This window comes from Kitasatospora sp. NPDC051984, from assembly GCF_044593455.1.
In the GTDB taxonomy this organism is placed as follows: domain Bacteria; phylum Actinomycetota; class Actinomycetes; order Streptomycetales; family Streptomycetaceae; genus Kitasatospora.
This window is the reverse complement of the sequence record NZ_JBIUCB010000005.1, coordinates 302,836-323,704: the sequence shown is the minus strand read 5'-3', so window position 1 is coordinate 323,704 and position 20,869 is coordinate 302,836. Positions and strand designations below refer to the sequence as shown.

General features: G+C 74.2%; 17 protein-coding genes. 4 read left to right on the top strand and 13 right to left on the bottom strand.

Annotation, left to right across the window (positions count from 1 at the left end):
* The first annotated feature begins 327 nt into the window (after positions 1 to 327).
* Together ACIHEI_RS12945 and ACIHEI_RS12940 are read left to right on the top strand one after the other, a co-directional pair.
* Positions 328 to 4,362, top strand: a complete 4,035-nt coding sequence (locus ACIHEI_RS12945; protein WP_396606648.1) for a Pls/PosA family non-ribosomal peptide synthetase — start codon at positions 328 to 330, stop codon at positions 4,360 to 4,362.
* Between the two features lie 304 nt (positions 4,363 to 4,666).
* Positions 4,667 to 5,806 (top strand): alpha/beta hydrolase family protein, encoded by a 1,140-nt coding sequence (locus ACIHEI_RS12940; RefSeq protein ID WP_396606647.1) that lies wholly within the window; start codon positions 4,667 to 4,669, stop codon positions 5,804 to 5,806.
* A gap of 25 nt (positions 5,807 to 5,831) precedes the next feature.
* Here ACIHEI_RS12940 and ACIHEI_RS12935 read toward each other — a convergent pair whose 3' ends face one another.
* The 13 genes from ACIHEI_RS12935 to ACIHEI_RS12875 all read right to left on the bottom strand — a co-directional run bounded on the left by ACIHEI_RS12935 (position 5,832) and on the right by ACIHEI_RS12875 (position 19,706).
* On the bottom strand, positions 5,832 to 10,022 hold the full coding sequence (locus ACIHEI_RS12935; protein WP_396606646.1) for a BTAD domain-containing putative transcriptional regulator: 4,191 nt from the start codon (positions 10,020 to 10,022) through the stop codon (positions 5,832 to 5,834).
* Positions 10,022 to 10,417, bottom strand: a complete 396-nt coding sequence (locus tag ACIHEI_RS12930; protein WP_392944244.1) for a hypothetical protein — start codon at positions 10,415 to 10,417, stop codon at positions 10,022 to 10,024. Before ACIHEI_RS12930 ends, ACIHEI_RS12935 begins: the two co-directional genes overlap by 1 nt.
* Positions 10,418 to 10,487: 70 nt before the next feature.
* On the bottom strand, positions 10,488 to 10,931 hold the full coding sequence (locus tag ACIHEI_RS12925; protein ID WP_387634362.1) for a TadE/TadG family type IV pilus assembly protein: 444 nt from the start codon (positions 10,929 to 10,931) through the stop codon (positions 10,488 to 10,490).
* A complete protein-coding gene (locus ACIHEI_RS12920) occupies positions 10,928 to 11,290 on the bottom strand; it encodes a TadE family protein (protein WP_392944247.1) in 363 nt (120 codons plus the stop codon). The genes ACIHEI_RS12925 and ACIHEI_RS12920 overlap by 4 nt, the downstream gene beginning before the upstream one ends.
* Before the next feature lie 71 nt (positions 11,291 to 11,361).
* Positions 11,362 to 11,631 (bottom strand): hypothetical protein, encoded by a 270-nt coding sequence (locus ACIHEI_RS12915; protein ID WP_073808831.1) that lies wholly within the window; start codon positions 11,629 to 11,631, stop codon positions 11,362 to 11,364.
* 41 nt (positions 11,632 to 11,672) lie between these two features.
* On the bottom strand, positions 11,673 to 12,560 hold the full coding sequence (locus ACIHEI_RS12910; RefSeq protein ID WP_387634368.1) for a hypothetical protein: 888 nt from the start codon (positions 12,558 to 12,560) through the stop codon (positions 11,673 to 11,675).
* Positions 12,557 to 13,534 (bottom strand): type II secretion system F family protein, encoded by a 978-nt coding sequence (locus ACIHEI_RS12905; RefSeq protein ID WP_392944250.1) that lies wholly within the window; start codon positions 13,532 to 13,534, stop codon positions 12,557 to 12,559. The genes ACIHEI_RS12910 and ACIHEI_RS12905 overlap by 4 nt, the downstream gene beginning before the upstream one ends.
* Positions 13,534 to 15,000 carry a CpaF family protein gene (locus tag ACIHEI_RS12900; RefSeq protein WP_387636795.1) on the bottom strand — a complete coding sequence of 489 codons (1,467 nt, stop codon included), beginning with the start codon at positions 14,998 to 15,000 and terminating at the stop codon, positions 13,534 to 13,536. The genes ACIHEI_RS12905 and ACIHEI_RS12900 overlap by 1 nt, the downstream gene beginning before the upstream one ends.
* Positions 15,001 to 15,118: 118 nt before the next feature.
* The gene (locus ACIHEI_RS12895; protein WP_396606645.1) at positions 15,119 to 16,477 is read right to left on the bottom strand and encodes a hypothetical protein; all 1,359 of its coding nucleotides are present in this window, start codon (positions 16,475 to 16,477) and stop codon (positions 15,119 to 15,121) included.
* Entirely contained in the window at positions 16,477 to 17,109 is a 633-nt protein-coding gene (locus ACIHEI_RS12890; protein WP_396606644.1) for an SAF domain-containing protein, read from the bottom strand. Before ACIHEI_RS12890 ends, ACIHEI_RS12895 begins: the two co-directional genes overlap by 1 nt.
* 81 nt (positions 17,110 to 17,190) lie before the next feature.
* On the bottom strand, positions 17,191 to 18,105 hold the full coding sequence (locus ACIHEI_RS12885) for a hypothetical protein (protein ID WP_396606643.1): 915 nt from the start codon (positions 18,103 to 18,105) through the stop codon (positions 17,191 to 17,193).
* On the bottom strand, positions 18,099 to 18,728 hold the full coding sequence (locus ACIHEI_RS12880) for a hypothetical protein (protein ID WP_396606642.1): 630 nt from the start codon (positions 18,726 to 18,728) through the stop codon (positions 18,099 to 18,101). Before ACIHEI_RS12880 ends, ACIHEI_RS12885 begins: the two co-directional genes overlap by 7 nt.
* Before the next feature lie 141 nt (positions 18,729 to 18,869).
* A complete protein-coding gene (locus tag ACIHEI_RS12875; protein ID WP_396606641.1) occupies positions 18,870 to 19,706 on the bottom strand; it encodes a hypothetical protein in 837 nt (278 codons plus the stop codon).
* A gap of 167 nt (positions 19,707 to 19,873) precedes the next feature.
* Between ACIHEI_RS12875 and ACIHEI_RS12870 the strand changes: the two genes are divergently transcribed.
* Both ACIHEI_RS12870 and ACIHEI_RS12865 read left to right on the top strand, forming a co-directional pair.
* Positions 19,874 to 20,293 carry a pyridoxamine 5'-phosphate oxidase family protein gene (locus tag ACIHEI_RS12870; RefSeq protein ID WP_392944258.1) on the top strand — a complete coding sequence of 140 codons (420 nt, stop codon included), beginning with the start codon at positions 19,874 to 19,876 and terminating at the stop codon, positions 20,291 to 20,293.
* A 116-nt stretch (positions 20,294 to 20,409) separates the two neighbouring features.
* The gene (locus ACIHEI_RS12865; protein ID WP_392944260.1) at positions 20,410 to 20,868 is read left to right on the top strand and encodes a MaoC family dehydratase; all 459 of its coding nucleotides are present in this window, start codon (positions 20,410 to 20,412) and stop codon (positions 20,866 to 20,868) included.
* Position 20,869: the final 1 nt, after the last annotated feature.

Below are 20,869 nucleotides of genomic sequence, written 5' to 3'. Positions count from 1 at the left end.
CGGCCGCTCGGAAAATGCTCACTACACGAATGGATCTTGTGACGCAGGTCGCTTGCGGTTTCTTTAAGGTTTCCGGCCGTATTTTATTAAGGGTTTATCACCCATTAAGCCCTGATTCACATGTGACGGCCGCCACCCCACCGCCGAGCCTTCCGACTCGGATGAGAAATTGCTTTGATTCCACGCTTGCGTGCGCGGCGAGCGCCGGCTTCAGGCAATGTGAATGAGCGCGCTGTCCGTCCCGGAAGATCGCGTGCCGTTGTTCCGCTACGGTACTCGGCCCCGTCAGTTCGTATTCGGCAGTTCAGCGACTCGAGGAGATACCCCATGGCTGCGAGCCACGACCCGGTGCCCACCGCGCATCCGCACCGGTCCGCTCGTGAGGTCGCCGTCTGGCCCCTGACCCCGGTGCCCCAGGCGCGCACCCTGCTCGACATCCTGATCGCCACCGCACAGGCGTTTCCCCGGGCCCCGGCCCTGGACGCCGGCGGCGCGGTGCTCGACTACCAGGCGCTGCTCCACGAGGTGAGCACCCTGGCGAACTGGCTCAACCAACGGGGGATCGGCGCCGGCGACCGGGTCGGCGTCCGAGTCCCCTCCGGCTCCGCCGACCTGTACGTCTCGATCCTCGCGGTGCTCGCCGCCGGCGCCGCCTACGTGCCGGTGGACGCCGACGACCCCGACGAGCGGGCCGAGATGATCTGGCAGGACGCCCGGGTCTGCGCCGTGATCGGCGCCGGCCGGCAGGTCGCCCTGAACGGGGCCGTCCCGCCCGCCGGCCGGGCCGCCGGGCCGTCGCCGGACGACGACGCCTGGATCATCTTCACCTCCGGCACCACCGGCCGCCCCAAGGGCGTGGCGGTCACCCACCGCTCCGCCGCCGCCTTCGTGGACGCCGAGGCGCGGATCTTCCTCCAGCAGCACCCGCTCGGTCCGGGCGACCGGGTGCTGGCCGGCCTCTCGGTCGCCTTCGACGCCTCCTGCGAGGAGATGTGGCTGGCCTGGCGTCACGGCGCCTGTCTGGTCCCGGCCCCGCGCTCGCTGGTCAAGGCCGGCACGGACCTCGGCCCCTGGCTGGTCGAGCGCGCCGTCACGGCGATCTCCACCGTGCCCACCCTGCTCGCGCTCTGGCCCCAGGAGTGCCTGGACCGGGTCCGGCTGATCATCGTCGGCGGCGAGGCCTGCCCGCCCGACCTGGTGCACCGGATCGCCGCCCCGCACCGCGAGTTCTGGAACACCTACGGCCCCACCGAGACCACCGTGGTCGCCACCGCCGCCCGGATGCTGCCCGGCGAACCGGTGCGGATCGGCGCCCCGCTGGACGGCTGGCAGCTCGCCGTCGTCAACGAGGCCGGGCACCCGGTCGGCTGGGGCGAGACCGGCGAACTGCTGATCGGCGGCATCGGCACCGCCCGCTACCTGGACCCGGCCAAGGACGCGGAGAAGTTCACCGCCCACCCCGCGCTGCCCGACGGGCGGGTCTACCGCAGCGGCGACCTGGTGGTCGCCGACCCGCGCGGCCTGATCTTCGTCGGCCGCGCCGACGAGCAGGTCAAGCTCGGCGGCCGGCGGATCGAGCTCGGCGAGGTGGACGCCGCACTCCAGGCGCTGCCCGGAATCCGGGCCGCCGCCGCGGCCGTGCGCACCAACCCGGCCGGCACCCAACTGCTGGTCGGCTACCTGGTGCCGCACCCCGGGGTGGATCCCGACCTCACCCTGGCCCGCAAACTCCTGCAGGAACGTCTGCCGGCCGCCCTCGTCCCGCTGCTCGCCCTCGTCGACCAGCTGCCCACCAAGACCTCTGGCAAGGTCGACCGCAACGCCCTGCCCTGGCCGCTGCCCGGCCTCGGCCAGGGCGACGGCGGCGACCGGGCCCCACTCACCGGCACCGCCGGCTGGCTCGCCCAACAGTGGGAGGCCACCCTCGGCCTGCCGGTCCGGGCCGACAGCGACTTCTTCGCGCTCGGCGGCTCCAGCCTGGTCGCGGCCCGGCTGATCTCGGTGCTGCGCGCCAGGTTCCCCGGCCTCTCGGTCGCCGACCTGTACGCCAACCCGGTGCTCGCCGACCTCGCCGCCGTACTGGACGGCCAGGACAGCGGACCGGAGCTCGCCGCCGTACTGGACGGCCAGGACAGCGGACCCGACCGGCAGCGCCACGTCCGCCGCACCCCGCGCCGGGCCGCGATCGGCCAGACCCTGGTGCTCGCCGTCCTCTACACCGTCACCAGCGTGCGCTGGGTACTCGCCGTCGCCGGGGTCGACAACCTGATGGGCGGCCGGCTCGACTGGGCCCCGCACACCCCCTGGTGGCTGATCATCACCGGCCTGCTGCTGTTCTCCAGCTCCATCGGCCGGCTACTGCTGACCACCCTCGGCGCCCGGCTGCTCACCGCCCGGCTGCGCCCCGGCAGCTACCCCCGCGGCGGCCTGGTCCACCTGCGGCTCTGGGCCGCCGAGCGGGCCGCCGTGGCGTTCGGCGCCGGCGACCTGATCGGCACCCCGTGGGCCCGGCACTACGCCCGGTTGCTCGGCTGCGAGGTCGGCCGGGGCGCCCACCTGCACGCCCTGCCACCGATCACCGGCCTGGCCCGCTTCGGCGCCGACTGCTCGGTGGAACCGGGCGTGGACCTGGCCGGCTGGTGGCTGGACGGCGACCTGCTGCACATCGGCTCGATCGAGATCGGCGCCGGCGCCCGGATCGGCGCCCGGGCCACCCTGATGCCCGGTGCCCGGATCGGCGCCGCCGCCGAGGTCGCCCCCGGCAGCTGCGTGCTCGACGCCGTCCCGGCCGGGCAGCGCTACCACGGGACGCCCGCCCGCCCCAGCAGCGAACCGGGCGAACCCTGGCCCGCCGCGGGCCGGGCCCGCCGCCGCGGGGGCTTCTGGAACCTCGCCTACGGCCTCGGCCTGTTCGGCTTCACCCTGCTGCCGCTGCTCGCCGCCGTACCCGGGCTGCTGGTGCTCTACCCGATGCTCGACACCGACCGCACGCTCGGCAGCGCGATGCTCCAACTCGTGTCCTTCAGCCTCGAGTTGACGGTCATGACGCTGGCGGTCTACGCGCTGCTCCTGGTGCTGCTGATCCGGATCCTCAGCGTGCCGATCAAGCCCGGCCACCACCCGGCACACGGCAAGGTCGCCTGGTGCGTCTGGGCCGTCAACCGGCTGATGGACACCGCCCGCCGCACCCTCTTCCCGTTCTACGCCAGCCTCTTCACCCCGGTCTGGCTGCGGCTGCTCGGGGCCAGGATCGGCAGCCGGGTGGAGGCCTCCACGGTGCTGGCACTGCCCGGTCAGATGTCCGTGGACGACGGCGCCTTCCTCGCCGACGACACCCTGATCGCCCCGTTCGAGGTGCGCGGCGGCTGGCTGCGGGTCGGCCCGTCCCACGTCGGCCGGCGGGCCTTCGTCGGCAACTCCGGCATCGTCGGCGCCGACCGCGAGCTGCCCGACCGGGCCCTGGTCGGGGTGCTCTCCGACGCGCCCGCCAAGGCCGCGCCCGGCTCCTCCTGGCTCGGCCGGCCCGGCATCGAACTGCCCCGGGTGGCCGACCAGGCCGACGAGGGACGCACCTACGACCCGCCGCGCCGGCTGATGCTGGCCCGGGCCGGCGTGGAACTGTGCCGGCTGCTGCCGGTGGTGCTCACGGTAATCCTGGGCGACCTGGTCTTCGGCGCGCTCCAGGAAGTCATCGACCGGGACGGCCTGGCCGCGGCGCTGGCCGTCGGCGGAATCGTGCTGGCCGGCGCGACCCTGGCCGCCTGCCTGGTCACCACACTCGCCAAATGGCTGCTGGTCGGCCGCTTCCGCAGCGGCGAACACCCGCTCTGGTCCAGCTTCGTCTGGCGCAACGAGCTCTACGACACCTTCGTCGAGGAACTGGCCATGCCCTGGGGCGGCCGGACCCTGCTCGGCACGCCCTACCTCAACCTGTGGCTGCGCAGCCTCGGCGCCAAGATCGGCCGCGGCGCCTGGTGCGAGACGCACTGGCTGCCGGAGGCCGACCTGGTCACCGTCGGCCCCGGCGCCAGCGTCAACCGGGGCACCGTGCTGCAGACCCACCTGTTCCACGACCGGGTGATGCGGCTCGGCACCGTGAAGCTGGACGAAGGTGCCACCCTCGGACCCAACTCCATCGTGCTGCCCGGCGCCACGATCGGCGCCGGCGCCTCGATCGGCGGGGCCTCCCTGGCCATGCGCGGCGAGTCTCTCCCGGCAAGCACCCGATGGATCGGCAACCCGGTCGCCGCCTGGCCGACCCCACACCCGACCGGCCCGCCCCAGCAGACCCACGAACGCCGGCCACCGGTTCGCCGCCAGACCCCGAGGCACCGCGCCGGAGCCAGGCCGGCCGCACGTTGAGCCGGTAACTCCCGAACGCGAAGCGGAAATCCACGGGCGGGCGACGTTCCACACCGCAAGGTGCGAAACATCGCCCGCCCGTACCGCGTATGCGCCGACGGGCTGCGGCAGCGTCCGGGAACCCCGGTGCTGTCCCTGGCGCCCTTCAACGGCCCGCGCGAAGCGACCCTGCGCCGGACCCCGCTCAGCCTCCGGTGAGGAGGTCGCGGGCGTAACAGGCCAACTCCTTTGCACCCTCTACAACTTGGCGGCACCCTCGGCCTACGCTGGCCGGACCCGACGGCCGAGTCACCGAGGATGACACATGATCAAGCGTCGCTCACTGTTCGCTCTCGCCGGTCTGGGCGGGGCCGCCGCCCTGCTGCCGGCCGGGCCCGCCCTGGCGGATTCGCCGCAGCCCATCGACCTGCCCTCGCCGACTGTCGGCCGGCCGGTCGGTACCGTCAGTCTGCACCTGGTCGACCACGGCCGGCCCGATCCGTTCGAACCCGCCTCCGGAGCACGCGAGTTGATGGTGCAGTTCTGGTATCCGGCGCGCGGTACCGCCGGCCTGGCCCGGGCGTCGTACACGACCCCGCGGGTCGCGGCCGCGCTCGAAGGTTTTCTGCTGCTGGACCCGGGCACGTTGTCGCGGATCCGGCCCACCGCCCACGCCGGCGCCCCCGTCCACCCGGGCCCGCTGCCACTGCTGCTGTTCGGGCACGGGCGGAAGGGTGGGCGCAGCAACTGCACCGCGTTGGCGGAGGAGTTGGCCGCGCACGGCTACCTCGTCGCGGCCATTGACCACACCTACGACGCCACCGCCGTGGAGTTCCCGGACGGCCGGGTGGTGTACAGCTCGTTGTCGGACGATCCGCCGGGCAACGACGGCCCGGACCGGCAGCAGATCGCCGCACGGGTCGGCGATCTGCGCTTCGTGGTCGACGAACTGACCGGCGGCCGGCTGCCGTTCCGGGTCGATGGCGGGCGAATCGGGGTGCTCGGCCACTCCATGGGCGGGGCCGCTGCGGCCGAGGCGCTGCGGCAGGACTCCCGGCTGCGGATCGGTCTCGACCTCGACGGCGGCCTGTTCGGTTCGTCCGTTCCCGAACTCGGGCTGGACCGGCCGTTCCTGCTGCTCACCTCGCTCGAGGACCATGACACCTGGCGGCGCTGGCGCGAGCACCACCGGGCCTGGGGGCGTCAGCTCCGGACCCGGGGCACGGGCCACCTCAGCTTCACCGACCTGCCGCACGCCGCCGGGCCGGGCCACCTCGCCGACCGCCTTCCCGCCGAGGTCTACGCCGGCCTCTTCGGCACCCTCGCCCCGGCCCGCGCCACCGAACTCACCCGCGCGTACGTCCGCGCCTTCGCCGACCGCTTCCTGCGCGACCTCCCCGCCCCGATCCTCGACGGGCCGTCCCCGCGGTACCCGGAGATCGAGTTCCGCTGGAGCGTCCAATAGGACCGGGGCCTCAACTCCACAGCTCTCAGCCTCCGGTGAGGAGGTCGCGGAGCAGGGCGACGGTGTCGGGGTCGAGGTCGCGGCCGGTGCGGCGGCTCAGTGCGTCGAGGCGGTTGACGGCGCGGACGAGTTGGTCGCGGGCGCCGGCCGAGGCGTACGCGTAGAACAGGTCGCGGTGCAGGAGTTCGACGTCGGGGGCGACGGCGAGGGCGCGGAAGATCGCGGCCTCGGCGGTGCGGTGGTCTCCGTACTGGAGGCGGCGGGCGGCGAGTTCGTGCGCGGTGTCGACGATCGCGGCCAGCATGTCCTGGCGTTCGGTCTCCGCCCAGCCGAACGTCCCGGCCGGGGACTCGGCGAACGGGGCGCCGCGCACCAGGGCGAGGGCGTGGGCGAGTGCGGCGTCGGCGGTGGTGGAGGTGGAGCGCATGCCGCGCCGGTACAGGCTGCGGAACTCGTCCCAGTCGCAGCCGACCGTCGGGGCCAGCGTGTACGTCTCTGCGGGCTCGGCGGCCAGGTAGTCGCGGCCCTCCGGGGAGGCGCCCAACCAGGCGGCCAGCGCGGCGAGTTTGACCGGCAGCGGTTCGGCGAGCCGCTCCGCGGTGGCCTTCGGGTCGAGGTGGGCGGCGCCGGGGTGGATGTCCCGGTCGACCACCGAGTGCTCGGATCCGGGGCGCAGCGCCAGGTACGCGGCGAGCTCGGTCAGCCGGGGGCGGGCGGCCGGGTCGATGCTGCCCGCCACCCCGAGGACGTCCACCGGGCCGAGCAGCCGGATCCGCGGCGCGGACCGCAGGTGGTGCGCCTCCGGGGAGCGCAGGATCGCCAGCAGGTCGTCACTGTCGGTCCGGGCGGCGGTGCTCCCGGGCCGGGCGGACGGCCGGGCGGCGGCGCTCGCGGCGTGCGGGTCGGGTGCCTCCGCCTGGTCGTGGATCGGCGCGGGCTCGGGCACCACCGGCTGGGCGGCCGGGGCCGGGACGGCGGGGGCGGTCTCGACCGGCGGGAGCTCGAAGTACTGGGTGCCGGCCGTGGGTTCCGGGGCGGTCTCCGCCGGCGGCAGCTCGAAGTACTCCGTGCGGTCCGGCTCCGGTGCCACGACGGGCTCCGGCACCGACTCCACCAACGGCTCCGCCACGGGCTCCGCCACCGACTCCACCGCCGTTTCCACGGGCGGGAGTTCGGCGGTGTCGGCGGCGTCCGGGTCGTGGTCGAGCGGCGCGGGGTCCACCGGAACGGGGTCCACCGGAACGGGGTAGGCAGTGAGCCGCGGGTCGACGGCGGTGCCGTGCGGCGGCGTGGTGGCCTTGCGGGCCTGGCCGTTGGCGGCGTGCCGGGGCTCGGCGGGCGGGACGGGGGTGACCGGGGTGACGGCGTAAGGGTTGGTGGGCGCGGTGGGGACGAGCCCGGCGAACGGGCTGCTGCCGGTGGGCACGACCCGGGCCAGCACGCGCGGGCCGTCGGCGCCGCCGTCGGCGCCGGGCTTGGCCAGCGACAGCGGCGCCGATGCCTCGGCGGCGTGCTGCTCCGCGCCGCCGGGTCCGCCGAGCAGGGCGATCAGCCGGGCGTCCAGAGAGCTGTCGGAGCGCTCGGGCATGCCGCCGTCCGACTCGAAGCCGAGCGGTCCGGGGTGGGCGGCGATCGCGGCGCCGACGGTGGCCAGTGCGGGGACGGCGGGGAGCGGGATCTCGGCCTCGTCCTCGGGGCCGTTGTGCGGGCCGTCGAGGGTCCAGTCGGGGGCGGGGTGTTGGGTGAAGTCGCCGGAGGCGCGGACGAGTTCGCCGAGCTGGTCGTACTGTTCGCGGCTCAGGCGCTGGAGTTCGACGTTCAGGTGCAGGCCGGGCAGGGTGGACTGGCCGACGGCGGGGAGCGTCCAGCGGGCGACGGGGCCGGCGCCGCGCTCGGGGGCGCGGGTGAGGACGGCCAGGCAGGTGCGGGGGCGGCCGTCGAGCAGCCGGCCGAGTTCGGCGGGGATGCCACCGGCGGGCGGCTGCGCGGAGAGCACGATCTCCGGCACCCAGGCCTCGTCGGCGCTGCCCCGGCTGCGGGCCTCGCGGGGGCTGCCGGCCTCGGCGGCGACCAGGGTGGCGCGGGCCTTGGCGGTGCGCGGGCCGAGGGCGGCGAGCGCGGCCTCCAGGGTGGCGTGGTGGTGGACCCGGTCGGTGGCGGGGCCGGCGGCGGGCAGGTCGGTGGCGATGCCGACCAGGTGCAGGTGGAGACGGTCGGCGAGCGGGCTGTGGGCGAGTTCGACGGCGAGGGTGCGCAGCACGTCGTCGGCGTCGTCGGGGTGCCCGGAGAGGTGGACCAGGCGGACGGTCTCCAGGTCGGCGAGGACGGTGGAGCCGTCGGGGCTGTTGCCGAGGGTGACCAGCGCCGGGTAGGGGGCGCTGTACTTGGCGGCCTGCCCGGCGGACAGCAGCTCGTTGGAGTCGTCGGGGCACCACCACACGTTGGGGGCGTGCGCGGCCCGGAACGGGGCGATCGGCACGGCGGGTGCGGCCAGGTGCAGTTCGACGGTGCCGGCGTTGGTGATCCGGGCGGCGACCAGGGCGGGCAGCCGCTTGTCGCCGCGGACGGTGTTGCGGCCGAGGGTGCGCAGCGCGCGGTTGAGCAGTTCCAGTCCGCCGTCGTTCTGGCGGGCCTTCAGCTCGGCCTCGAAGCGGCCGGCCGGGGCGGACGGCAGCGCGATCCGGTGCCGGGGGCGGCGGGCCCGCTGCTGGTCGGTGCGGCGGCGGGCGACCAGGCTGACCAGCGCGGCGGCCATCAGCACGCCGACGGTGGAGACCGCCAGCGGCACGGTGTAGTCGTCGCCGTGGCGGGCCTGCTGGTCGCGGGCGGCGGGCAGGTTGGCGGCGGGCGTGCTGTCCTGCGGCGCGGGCGTCTCGGCGCCGGTGGACGGTGCGGGCGTCTGCTCGGGCACGGGGCTCTCCGCAGCGGGGCTCTGCGCGGCCGGACTCTCCGCGGCCGGACTCTGCGCCGTCGGGCTCTGCGCAGCGGGCGACGCGGGCGCAGGCGGCTGGGCGGCAGGCGGCTGGGCGGCGGGCACGTCGTCGTGCTCGGGCCGCTCGGGCGCGTGGCTGCGCGGCACCACCGGGGCCTGCGGCGCGGGCGCCCCCGCCGCAGGCGGCTGGGCGGCTGCCGGCGCCCCGGGCATGGTGAGCACCATGCCGGGCGCGAGCACGTCCGGGTTCGTGAGCTTCTCGCCGTCGGGCGCGGTGACGCCCTTGTTGGCGTCGAACAGTTCGGGCCAGCGGTCGCCGTCGCCCAACTCCCGCTGGGCGATGCCGGACAGCGAGTCGCCGGAGTGCACGGTGACGGTGCCGTGGGCGGCCGCGGTCAGCCCGGGCGGGGTGACGGCGGCACTCTGGGTACCCCCACCGACGGCCGCGCCGCCACCCGCTGTCCCGGCGCCCCCGCCGCCACTCGCGGCGTCGGGCTTGGCGTCGGCGGGCATCAGCAGCCGCCAGCCGGGCTGGATCGGACGGTCGGCGTCGAAGCGGGTGCCGGAGTCGTCCATCGCGCGGCCCGCGTTGAGCTTGGCGATCTCCGTCCAGCGTTCGCCGGAGCCGAGTTGGCGTTCGGCGATGGTCCACAGGCTGTCGGCGGGCCGGGAGTCGCGCACCGTGTAGGTGGGCTGCTGGGGGTCGGCGTCGGGTGCTGCGGCGGGGGCGGCGGCGGGCAGTGCGGCGAGCGCCGGGGAGGACGTCAACTGGGCGACGGCGGCGGGGCGTTCGGCGAGTTCGGGGGTGGCGGCGAAGGCCGAGCCGGCCACCGGGAGCAGGGCGAGCACGGAGCCGACCAGGCCGGCGGCGATCCGCTGGCTCCAGCCGAAGGCGGGGAGCCGGCGGGCGACCCGGCCGCGCAGCTGGGCGGGGATCTCGATCAGTACGGAGATCAGGAAGCACAGCCAGCCGAGCCAGCCGACGCCGACCAGCAGCCACAGGAACAGGCTGCCGTCGTCGGGGCTGGTGAGTGCCTCCACCAGGCCGCGGCCGAACGGGTTGCCCATGGCGGCGACGGTGGCGGTGCCGTAGCCGAGCAGGGCGGGCACGCCGACCAGCAGCACGGCCAGCGCCAGCAGCGAGCCGAGCGCGGCGAGCAGCGAGCCTCCGGCGCCGCGCCGTCGGGCGGGGCGCCCGAGATGAACGGGCGTGGTGCCGCCGGGGTGCGGTCGCCGCCCCGGGCGGCCCTTGCGGTGCTGGTCGTCGGCTCCGCGCGCGGCCATCAGCCGGTCGTCCCTTCCGTGATGCCGTGTACCAGGGTGGCCTTGCCGTGACCCTGCACGGGGAGTGTGGTGATGCCGACCAGGCCGAGCAGCGCGGTCGGGTAGTCCGTTTCGACGGTGACGCTGAACGTTTGCAGGTCGTTCGGGTTCGGGAAGCCGATGGCGCCCTTGATGCCGTGGCTGCGCAGGTACGCGGTGGCGGCGCGTTCGGCGGCGGGCCGGTCGAAGCGGTAGCCCCGGCCGGCCCGCAGCGCGTCGATGTCGAGCTGCTGGCCGCCGGCCCGGGCGGCTTCCTGGGCGAGCGCGTCGGTCCGTTCGACGGCACGCAGCCGTCCGCCGCAGTCGAGAACCAGGCCGACCACGGCCACCAGGCTGACGGCGGTGACGGCGACCATGACCGAAATGCTGCCCCGGTCACGGCAGTTCACGCCTCGTTCGTTCACGGTCCCTCCCCCTGGGGTGTGATCAGTTTCCCCGGTAACGGTCCACCACGGAGGTGAATGTACCGGTGAGCGTCTTGTGGCCGGGCAGGCCGTCGAGTTCCATCAGGTCGCCGAACGCGACGGTGCAGGAGACCCGGACGGTGATGGTGGTGAGCGGTTCTCCGTCGGTGTTCAGGATGCCGTACTCGGGCTCCCCGACGGGCTCGGTCGCGCACTGTACGCGGCGGTCGGCGAGGGCTTGTTGGACCGCGTCGGCGGCGGCCTGCCGGGCGCCCTCGGGGGTGCGGGCCAGCGAGGCGGCGCGCGCGCCGGAGCGGGCGGCGGCGTCGACGATCGCGCCGGTGCTCTGGACGCGCCCGGCGGCGACCGCCATCAGCGCGAAGGCGAGCACCACGGGCACCACGATGGCGGCCTCGATCGCGAACGACCCCCGGTCGTCGCGGCGTATCCGAAGAAGATCTCTCACGGCTGCCCCTGCGGAACGAACTTCTCCCGGGGCGCGCTGGCGGTCTTGGTGAGCGTCAGCCGGTCGAAGAACGGCAGCACGGACGCGGGGTGGACGGTGACGGACAGCCGGTACAGGTCGGGGTCGCCGCTGTCGGTGTCGATGTGTTCCAGCCGGGCGAGGTTGCCGAGCCGGTCGGTGAAGTCCTGGGCCCGCCTCGGCCCGTCGTCGGCGCGCGCGCCGTTGACGCGTCCGGCGTCCACGCCCTCCCGGGCGGCGGTCAGCGCGGCCTGGTCGGCGTACCACCAGAGTCCGGCCTGAACGACCAGGAGGATGACGAACAGCACGGCGGGGAAGACGATGGCGAGGCTGATCGCCATCGCTCCCGCGTCGAGCGTGCGTCCGCGGAACTGCCGGACCGTCAAAGCGACGGGCCGGGGCGGGCGGGGGATCACGGTGCCTGGCCCCCGTCCGGCACGTTCTGCGGGATCTTGTTCTTCACGTTGGTGCCGAGCTGGGTGATCGCGTAGACCACCGCGCCGGCGATGGCGACCAGCACGATGACGGCGAGCGCGAGTTCGATGCTGATCGCGCCGCGGTCGCCGGAGGCGCGGGCGGCCCGCAGCTTGACCAGCCGGAACTCGAGGACGGGGCGCAGCAGGTGGACGGGGAACAGCAGCGGCAGCAGAACTGCCGTGGCCAGGGCGCGGATTCGGTTCATGGTGTGCTCTCCGGTGCGGGGTGGCGGGGTACTCGTGGAGGTCATTGGACGGTCAGCATCTGGTAGAGCGCGGGGAAGACGATCAGGACCGTCATCAGCAGGGTGAGCGCGGAGCCGGGTGCGACCATTCGTTCGCTGTCGGTGTTGGCCTTGGCGAGTTCTTCGGAGAGCAGTTCGCCGCGCAGGCTCTTGGCGCGGGCCCGCAGGGTGTCGTAGACGGCGGCGCCGTCGACGCCGGAGATCCGCATGATGTCGGCGACGTCCTGGAGCGGGGTGAGGCCCAGCTCCTGGGCGAGGGTGTCGAGTCCGTCCCAGGGCGGGAGCCGGTCGGTGGCGGCGCGTTCGAGGGCGTCGCGGATCCGCCGGAAGACGGTGCCGCGGCCGGCGGAGGCGGCGCGGCGGAGTGCTTCGGCGGGTCCGCAGTCGGCGGCGCGTTCCAGGGCGACGAGTTCCAGGTAGGCGGCGATGCCGTGCAGGTACTCGGTGCGGGCCTCCTTGGCCTCGCCGGCCACGATGGCGTCGGGGACGAACCAGAGCAGTGCGCCGAGCAGCGGTCCGACCAGCAGCGGGACGGCGATGGGCAGTCCGTCGCCGAACAGGGCGGCCAGTGCGGCGAAGTAGCCGGGCAGCGAGAGGCCGATGACGGCGAACAGCACCTTGTGTGCCATGAACCGGGCGGGGCTGCGGCCGATCAGGGCGAGTTCCTGCTGCGGGATGCGGACCCCGGGCAGTTGGAGCGAGCGGGTGCCGACCCGGTCGTACCAGGGGTCGGCGGCGTCGTCGGCGGCGTCCCGGCGCGGTTCGGGGGTGCGGTGCAGCCGGTCCAGGGCCTGGCCCAGGTCCGGTGGGGCGGGGCGGAGTTCGGCGAGCAGCAGGGCGAGGCCGCCGGCGGCGGCGGCGCCGGCCAGGACGGCCCAGGGCGAGATCATCGGGCTCCCTTGACCAGCGGGTCGTTGTCGTCGCCGGCCGCGGTGTCGGCGGTTTCGTCGCCGGTGCGCTGTCCGGGCATCCGGCCGGCCTTGGAGCGCCGGTCCTGTTCCAGGATCCGTGGCAGGGGGGTGTACGAGGCGAGCGAGCGCATCCAGGCGATCACCAGCACGAACGCCACCGCGACGACGCCGAGCACGAGTTGGCCGATGCCGGTGGTGTAGGGCTGGGTGTAGGTGGAGTTGAACGAGCCGAGGACTGTCACCAGCAGGATGATGCCCACCATCCAGCGGATGGTGGTGCGGTGCTTTGCCCGGTCGGCCTCGATGGTGCGGCGCTGGCGGACTTCCTCGCGGACCGATTCGGCCATGTCGGCGAGGGCCCGGGCCAGGCCGGGGCCGCTGTCGCCGGCCCGCAGCAGGAGGGCGGCGAGCACCTTGTCGGCGGTGGCGTCGGCGAGTTGGTCGGCGAAGGCGCGCAGTGCGTCCTCGGGGCGCCAGCGGGCCTGGAGGCGGGCGGCGAGGTCGGTGATCTCGGTCTCCAGGGCGGCGGGTGCGGTGCGGCGGCTGGTGACGATGGCCTGGTTGAGGCCGACGCCGAGCAGCAGGACGTCGGCGAGGCGCTGGGTCCACTCGGCGAGTGCTTCCAGCCGTTCGATCCGGCGGGTGTCGGAGCGGGTGGCGTCGAACAGCCAGGGCAGGCCGAAGACGCCGGCGGGCACCAGCAGGGCGACCAGCGGGATGCCGGTGAACAGCCAGCCGGCCGGGCCGCCGAGCAGGGCCAGCGCGAGCTGGATGCGGCGCAGCCGGGCGACGCCGGGCGAGGCGGTGCCGGGGGCGCCGTACCAGAGGGTGTGCAGCCGTCCTTCCAGCGGGTTGGCCCGTTCGTCGGGGTCGGCGCGCCGTCCGGTCAGTCCGGCGGCCAGGGCCACCAGTCCGCCGGCGGTGAGCAGTCCGCACAGCACGTACAGGAGCATCAGCGCATCCCCCCGATCCGCAGGTTCAGCGGCGCGCCCCAGGCCCCGTAGGGGGAGGCGAGCAGTCCCGCGTCGAAGCCGGCCCGGCGCAGGTCGTCCAGGCAGTGCGGCGGGGTGACGGGGACGGCCCGTACCTCGCCGAGTTCCGGGCGCGGCCCGAAGACGGTGTTCATGGCGGGCCGTCCGGACTCGCCGAGGCCGGCCACTTCCAGGACGTGCGAGACGAACCGGTGGCGGCGGCCGCCGACGGCGGTCTCGTCGACCATGGTGACGTGCACGATGAAGTCGATGGCGTTGGCGGTGAGCCGGTAGGCCAAGCTGTCGGTCATGTGGGAGCCGTACTCGAGGCAGAGTTCGGCGATCCGGTCGACCACCATGTGCGGGCCGCGGGCGTGCAGGGTGCACATCGAGCCGCCCTCGCCGTTGGTCATCACCCGCAGCATCGGCACGACCTCGCCGGAGCGGACTTCGCCGACGATGATCCGCGAAAGCGTCATCCGCAGTGCGGCGGGAATGAGTTCACCGATCGTCAGCTCGCCTGCGAGCCGTCCGTCCACGCGTTCGCCGTTGCCCTCGCGGGCCTCCATCGGTACGACCTGGCGCAGGTGGCCGAGGGTGTGCAGCCAGAGCTCGAACTCGGACTCCAGGGTGCCGATCCGTTCGTCGGGCGGGATCTCGGCGGCCATCGCGCGCAGCAGGCTGGTCTTGCCGACGCCCTGGGTGCCGGTGATCATCACGTTCTTCCGGGCCCGGATGGCGGCGGCCAGGAACGCGGCCAAGGTGGTGTCCACGGTACCGAGTTGGACCAGGTCGCGGAGGTTGGCGCTGGCCACCCGGTGGCGGCGGATCGCCACGTAGGGGCGGGGGGTGACCTCGGTCATCGCCTGCAGGCGCATGCCGCCCTCCAGGCGCAGCGCGAGCATCGGGCTGGCGGTGGACAGGCTGCGTTCGCCGCCGCCGTGCTGGCGGGCCAGGTCCTGGAGCAGCTCGATGAGTTCCTCGTCGGAGTCGGCGACCGGCGGGACCTGCCGCAGCGGCTGGTGCACCCGGGAGACCCAGACGTCGTCGCAGCCGTTGATCAGGATGTTCTCGATCTCCGGGTCGTCGAGGTACGGCTGGAGGCGCCCGGCCCGGAACAGCAGGTCGTAGACGGCCTCGGAGAGCGCCCGGTCCTGTTCGCGGGTGGGCGGGATGCCGTGGGTCTGCGCGTAGGCGTCGGACCAGCGGGCCACCGCCTCCTCGATCAGCGCCCGTCCGCGCTGACGGCGGGTGGCCCGGTCGGCCTCGGTGCCGGACGCCTCGTTCAGCCGGGACAGCTGCTGGTGCAGTTCGGCCGCGACCTGCCGCTTCAGCTCCCGTGCGACCTGGGTGTCCACGGCCGGCACCGCCCCGGCCGGGCCGAGCGCGGGCACGGCGGCGGGCATGGCCGACACCGGGCCGGTCGGCGGGACGGGCGCGGCGGGCATCGGCGCGGGCACGGCCGGCGCGGCCCACGGCAGCCCGGCGGCGTCCGGCGAACCTCCGTACACCACCTGCCCGTTGACGTACTGCCCGGCCTGCTGGGGCGGCGGCCCCTGGTAGGGGTTAGCGCGCACGGTGCACCTCCCCCCGCCCGTCCTCGGGCCCGTCGTCCTGTCCGGGGAACGGCGCGGGCGCGGGCGGCTGCGGCACCACGGGCGGCGCGATGTACGGCGCGGTGTACGAGATCTGCGGCTGGTTCTCCACCCGGATCGGCCACTCCCCCGTGAACTGCCCACCGGGCTGCGGCCGCTGCGGCTGAACGGGCTGGGGCTGGACGGGCGGCGGCAGGAACGGCTGGGGCTGCGTCGGGTACTGCGGGGCCTGGGCCTGGTACGGCTGCGGCGGGTACGGCTGCTGGACGTAGGACTGCTCGGTCTGCGGAGGGTACGGCTGGGCCTGGCGCCCGCCCACCGGCCCGGCCGCGAACGGCGGCTGCGCGAACGGGGCTGCGGGAGGCGGGGCCTGTGGGGGCGTCATCTGCTGCTGCGTCATCTGTTGCTGCGTCATCTGCTGCGAGGGTACGGCCTGCTGGGAAACGGGCGGCTGCGGGGCCTGCACCTGGTACGTCAACGGCTGCGCCTGCGCCCGCGGAAGCTGCTGCGGCGGAACCTGCTGCTGAGCCTGCGGCCCCTGCGGCCCGAGGCGTCGCCGACGCCCCTCGGCGTGGTGCTGGATCCGGTCGGCGGCGGTCCGCGCGGTGCGCATCAGCTCGGAGCGGATGAACCGCCGGTCGGTGGTGTCGCCGCCGTCGGACAGCACCCGGGCGGTGCGCGGCGCGTGCGTGAGGGTGCCGAGCACGGGCAGTTGGAACTGCCGGGACACCTCGTGGTCGGGGTAGGGGCCTTCGGCGACCAGCAGCAGTCCGAGGCTGTCCGATCCGGTGCCGTGGGTGTCGAGGTCCTCGCGCAGTGCGGCCAGCCGGGGCCGGGCGGCGGAGAGTCCGCGCAGTGTGGTGCGGACGGTCACGGCGACCACGTCGGAGCGCCGGGCGAGGACGGCCATCGGGCCGTTGGCGCCGGAGCGGCCGAGGTCGAGGATCACGTCGTAGCCCTCGGGGTCGAGCGCGCGCAGCGCTTCGACCAGGGGTTCCCAGGTGTAGGCGAGGCCGGGGGCCTGGGCGGGGTCGGTGAGTCCGGGCAGCAGGAGGCGTTCGCCGGAGCCCTGCGGGGAGACGTCCAGCAGTTGTTCCCACAGGGTCTGGGCGAGCAGTCCGCGCCGGTCGGCCACGGCGAGGTTGCGCAGTCCGTACACCGCGTCGACGCGGCCTTCGAGGGCGCCGGCCAGCACCGCGCCGCCGTCGGGGTCGCATTCGGCGAGCAGGACGCGGCGGCCCGGGCGCAGCGGCCAGGACAGCAGCAGGGCGAGGGCGCTGCTGGTGGCCCCGGGCGCCCCCGGCCCGCCGAGGACGGCCACCACGGTCATCAGGAGCCCCCGGCGTTTCGGGGTGCGAGGATCACCTGGAACTTGCCGCCGGCCACCCAGGAGGCGAGTCGGGGGCCGTCGGACGGGCCGATGGCGACGTCTATGACGGTGGTGCCGTCGGGGTCGGTGCGGCCGACGGCGGAGACGGTGGCGGTCATGGTGTCGGGGGTGCGGGTGGTGCCGTCGGTCTTGGTGCTGTCGGGGGTGTAGACGATCAGCACCTGGAGTCCGGGTTGCAGCCGGGTGGCGGGCAGTTGGGAGCGTTTGGCGGCGACGCCGACGATCTGCTGTCCGGGCTGGGTGGCGGGGTCGCTGGTGAGGTCGGACTTGACCAGCAGGGCGCCGCGCTTGAGGTCGGTGGTGGCGCGCAGTCCGACGGTGTGTTCGAGGTCGCGGGCGTCCAGCGGGCGCAGCGCGGGGTCGCCGGCGATGTGGGCGACGACCAGGTCGTCGTTGCCGATGACCTGGCCCATGGGGACGTCGCGGGCGAGGGCCAGGACGGCGATCCGCTGGCCGCTGCTGTTGTACAGCGCGGCGCCGCCCAGGCCGCCGGCGGCGATCAGGGCGGCCGCCATGGCCAGTACGGCGGGCCTGCGGCGGCGGACGCCGAGGCGGCGCGGCGGGGTCGGCATGCTTCGGTTCTCCACCGCTTCGCGGCCTCTCACTCGTGATGGAACGTCAATGCTGGTCCGGCAAGGGGGTTGTCGGCCCGGTCAGTTCAGCACCTGGACCTCGTTGACGGGGATCTGCATCGTCAGGCCGGGGAATTCGCTGCGCCAGGTGAAGTCCGCCATGTCGATGTCGGCGTTGTTCGAGGTCTTGGCGGTGACCTTCCACAGCAGCGCGACCCGCAGGGTGTAGGCGTGGTCCTTCATGCCGGCGGAGGCGCGGGCGAAGATGTGGCTGCAGCTGGGTGTCTGCCCGGCGGCGAACGGGGTTCCGGGGTCGGCGCAGGTGAACTCCTGGGAGCGGGCGCCGTCGGGGCCGTCGTCGACGGACCAGACGACCTGCTTGAGGGTCACCGTGGTGGTCACGTCGTAGCCGGGTCCGTGGATGGTGTGGCTGATCGGTCCGGCGGACTGCGGTGTGGCGTCGAACCAGAGTCCCACCGGGGAGCCGACCACGGCGTCCGTCTGCGGGGCGGCGTGCAGCACGGGGCGGGCGACCTTGATCTGGTCGAGGGCGTCGAAGGCGAGTTGGCGGGGCGTCGGGGGCTTCACCGGGCCGGGGGGCTGGGCGAGGAAGACCTGGCCGGGCGCCTCGACGCCGAGGCAGGACCGGTCGTAGATCGCGCCGTCCTTGCTGGTCTTGCCGTCCCAGACGTCCTCGCTCTCCAGCGGCTGCGGCTTCGACAGCCGGTAGTAGCAGCCGCTGGAGAACCAGCCCAGGTCGTCGAGCCAGCACGGCACATCCTCGTCGTTCCAGCGGCACTTGCCGGACCCGGAGTCCCCTCCCCCGCCGCCCGAGCCGCCGCCGGAGCCGCCCCCGCTGCCGGGCTCGTGGACGACCGTGCAAATGATGTCGTCGGCGCACGGCGTCACGTCGGCGCTCGCCGACGGGACGAACGCGACCGTCAGTCCGATTCCGGTCAGTACACAGAGCGCGGCGCGCCAGGCGGAGTTCAGCATGTCTTGGTCACCTCACGGGTGAAGTCGGCGATCAGCCAGCGGTTTCCGTATCTCTTCAGGACGGCGGTAGCGGGGTAGCGGGTCAGCCGCTGTTGCGGATCCTTGATCTGCTTGGTGCCCGCGTCCGCCTGGTGCCAGCCGCTGACGTCGAGGCAGTCCTCGATCGTCGCGGTGGGCGGACTCGCCTGCAGATTCATGCTTTTGACGACGGGTGAGGTTCTGGGCCGGCCGGTCATCACGAGTTTGGCATCGTGCAACTGGGTCAGCGAGAGCAGCGCTTCGCTGAGCGCCGGCCCGGTGGCGTACTGGCCGAGCGCGGTTCCGTCCGAATTCGATCGCTCGAACACGTCGGCCCGGACGTCCCACCAGGCTTGATAGGCCGTCACCACGCTGTGCGCCTCCAGCCCTTGGTCGCCCTGGTCGGGGACGGGGATGCGGCTGGGGTCGGCTTTCCCGGTGGCGGAGTTGGTGGCGCGGGGCAGTCCGGATTCGGGGGTGCCGAGGCGGTCGGCGGAGCCTTTTTCGGTGGCGCCGCATGCCGTGAGAGCTGTCAGCAGGAATGGCAGAAGCAGCCCGCTGATCCCAACTCCCCGAGGGCGCACCGGAATTCCGCGCTGCCGCATAGCCCCACCTTGTCGCGGCCGAACTGTGGTGGGTCCGGGCCGCCGATCTCGTCTGCCGTCCCCTGTGGTGATTCCGGGCGGCTCGGAGGTCGATTCTTCGCCAACCCGCCCCGGCACGGCAACACCCGGGGCGTCCTGACCTTACGCGGAAGGCGGATCCGTTGGGGCACTTTCTCGCCACAGAACCGCCAAAAGTTCATCGGAAAGCGGCAGTCCGGCGAGCGCTCCCCGCACTGCGGCGCGGTTGCGCATCAGGAGTCTCCCTCCGTCACGGGGCACCAGCAGTCTGGCCTCGCCGGCGGAGGCCGGTTCGCCCCAGCCGAGTTGGCCCTCGACGGCGGGCTGGAGGTCGAGCGGGCCGACGGCGGCGGGCGCGCCGGGCACGCCGTGCTCCAGCACCCGGCCGAGCGCCCAGCTGAACGAGCCCTCCGCGCCGGGCAGTACGCCGTCGCGCCCCCGCCGCCCGGCGTTCCAGCGCCCGATCCGGCCCCACAGCGGCACCCGGGAGTGGCCGAGCAGTTCGCCCGCGCCGTCCTCGCGCAGCAGGGCCGCCCAGGTGTCGCGGTCGGCGACCGCGTCGACGATCAACAGGGTCTCCTCCTGTTCGCCGTGCACCATGGCGCTGGTGATCCAGTCCCAGGCGAGGCCGCGCCGGTAGGCGTTGTCGGGGGTGGAGCCCGCGGTGACCAGCGCGACCCGGCGCCCGCGCGGGTCGGCGACCAGCTGGCCGAGTAGGCACACCACCAGCCAGCGGGCCGGGCGCTGGGAGGCCTGGCGCAGCGCGGTGAGCAGGGTGTTGGCGTCGGCGTCGGCCGGCGGCTGGGTGACGGTGCTGCCGCGAGTGCCGGCGTCGAAGGTGCGGCCGGGCAGCGCGGCGGCGAGGGTGCGGGCGCCGTCGGCGGCGCGGGCGGAGCCGCCGTGCCCGCGTTCGGGGCCGCCGTCCGCGCCGATCACCACCAGTTCGATGCCACCGCTCACCTTGTACCGCCCCCTCGCCCGCCATTTCCGGCCACCAGTGAGTGCTGCGGCCTGAGCCAAGGTATCGCCGAGCGGTGTCGGCGCGGGCCCAAATGGGCCCGATGAGCCCCAGCTCAGGGACCATGGGCCCTGTTCGCGGCCGGTGCGCGGGGGGCACCATCGTCCTTATGGACCGTGACGACCGGGTGGAGACCCTGAGCGAGGCCGAGTGCCTGCGCCTGCTCGGCGCCGTGCCGTTGGGGCGGGTGGTGTACACCGAGCACGCGTTGCCGGCCGTGCTGCCGGTGGCTTTTCGGCTGGCCGAGGACGGCCGGCTGATTCTGGCGCTGCGCACCGGCACCCGGGTGGCCCGGGCGCTGGACGGGACGGTGGCGGCGTTCCAGGTGGACGACTTCGACGCGGCGGGCCGCTGCGGCTGGAGCGTGCTGGTGCACGGCCGCGCCGAGGTGGTGCGGGACGCGGAGGAGCGTGCCGCGCTGGAGTCGGAGGGTCTGCGCCCGTGGATCCCGGAGCCGGGCCCGGAGTACGTGGCGATCACTCCGGAGCTGGTCTCCGGCCGCCGGCTGATCCCTGACCACGCGCTCTGACCACGTGCTCTGACCTCACCGCGGGACCCCACTGACAGGTGACCGGCGAGTAGGCATACTCTGCGGGGCGGCCCGGACGGGCCGTCCCCTGCCCCGTCGCACCTGTGGAGCGCACCGTGACGACCTTCGCCTCGCTCACCGACCTGACCGCCGCCGTCGGTACCGAACTCGGCACCAGCGAGTGGCACACCGTCGACCAGGAGCGGGTGAACCTGTTCGCGGAGGCGACCGGCGACCACCAGTGGATCCACGTGGACCCGGCGCGCGCCAAGGAATCGCCGTTCGGCGGGACGATCGCGCACGGCTACCTGACGCTGTCGCTGCTGCCGGTGCTGGCCAAGGAGTGCTACGCGGTGGAGAACATCGCGATGGCCCTCAACTACGGCTCGGACAAGGTCCGTTTCCCGGCCCCGCTGCCGGTGGGCACGGCGGTCCGGGCGACGGCGGTACTGGTGTCGGCCGACGAGGTGCCGGGCGGCGTGCAGGCGGTGGTCCGGTTCACCATTTCCAGTGAGGCCAGTGCCAAGCCGCACTGTGTGGCGGAGACCATCACCCGCTTCTACCCGGCGGCCTGAT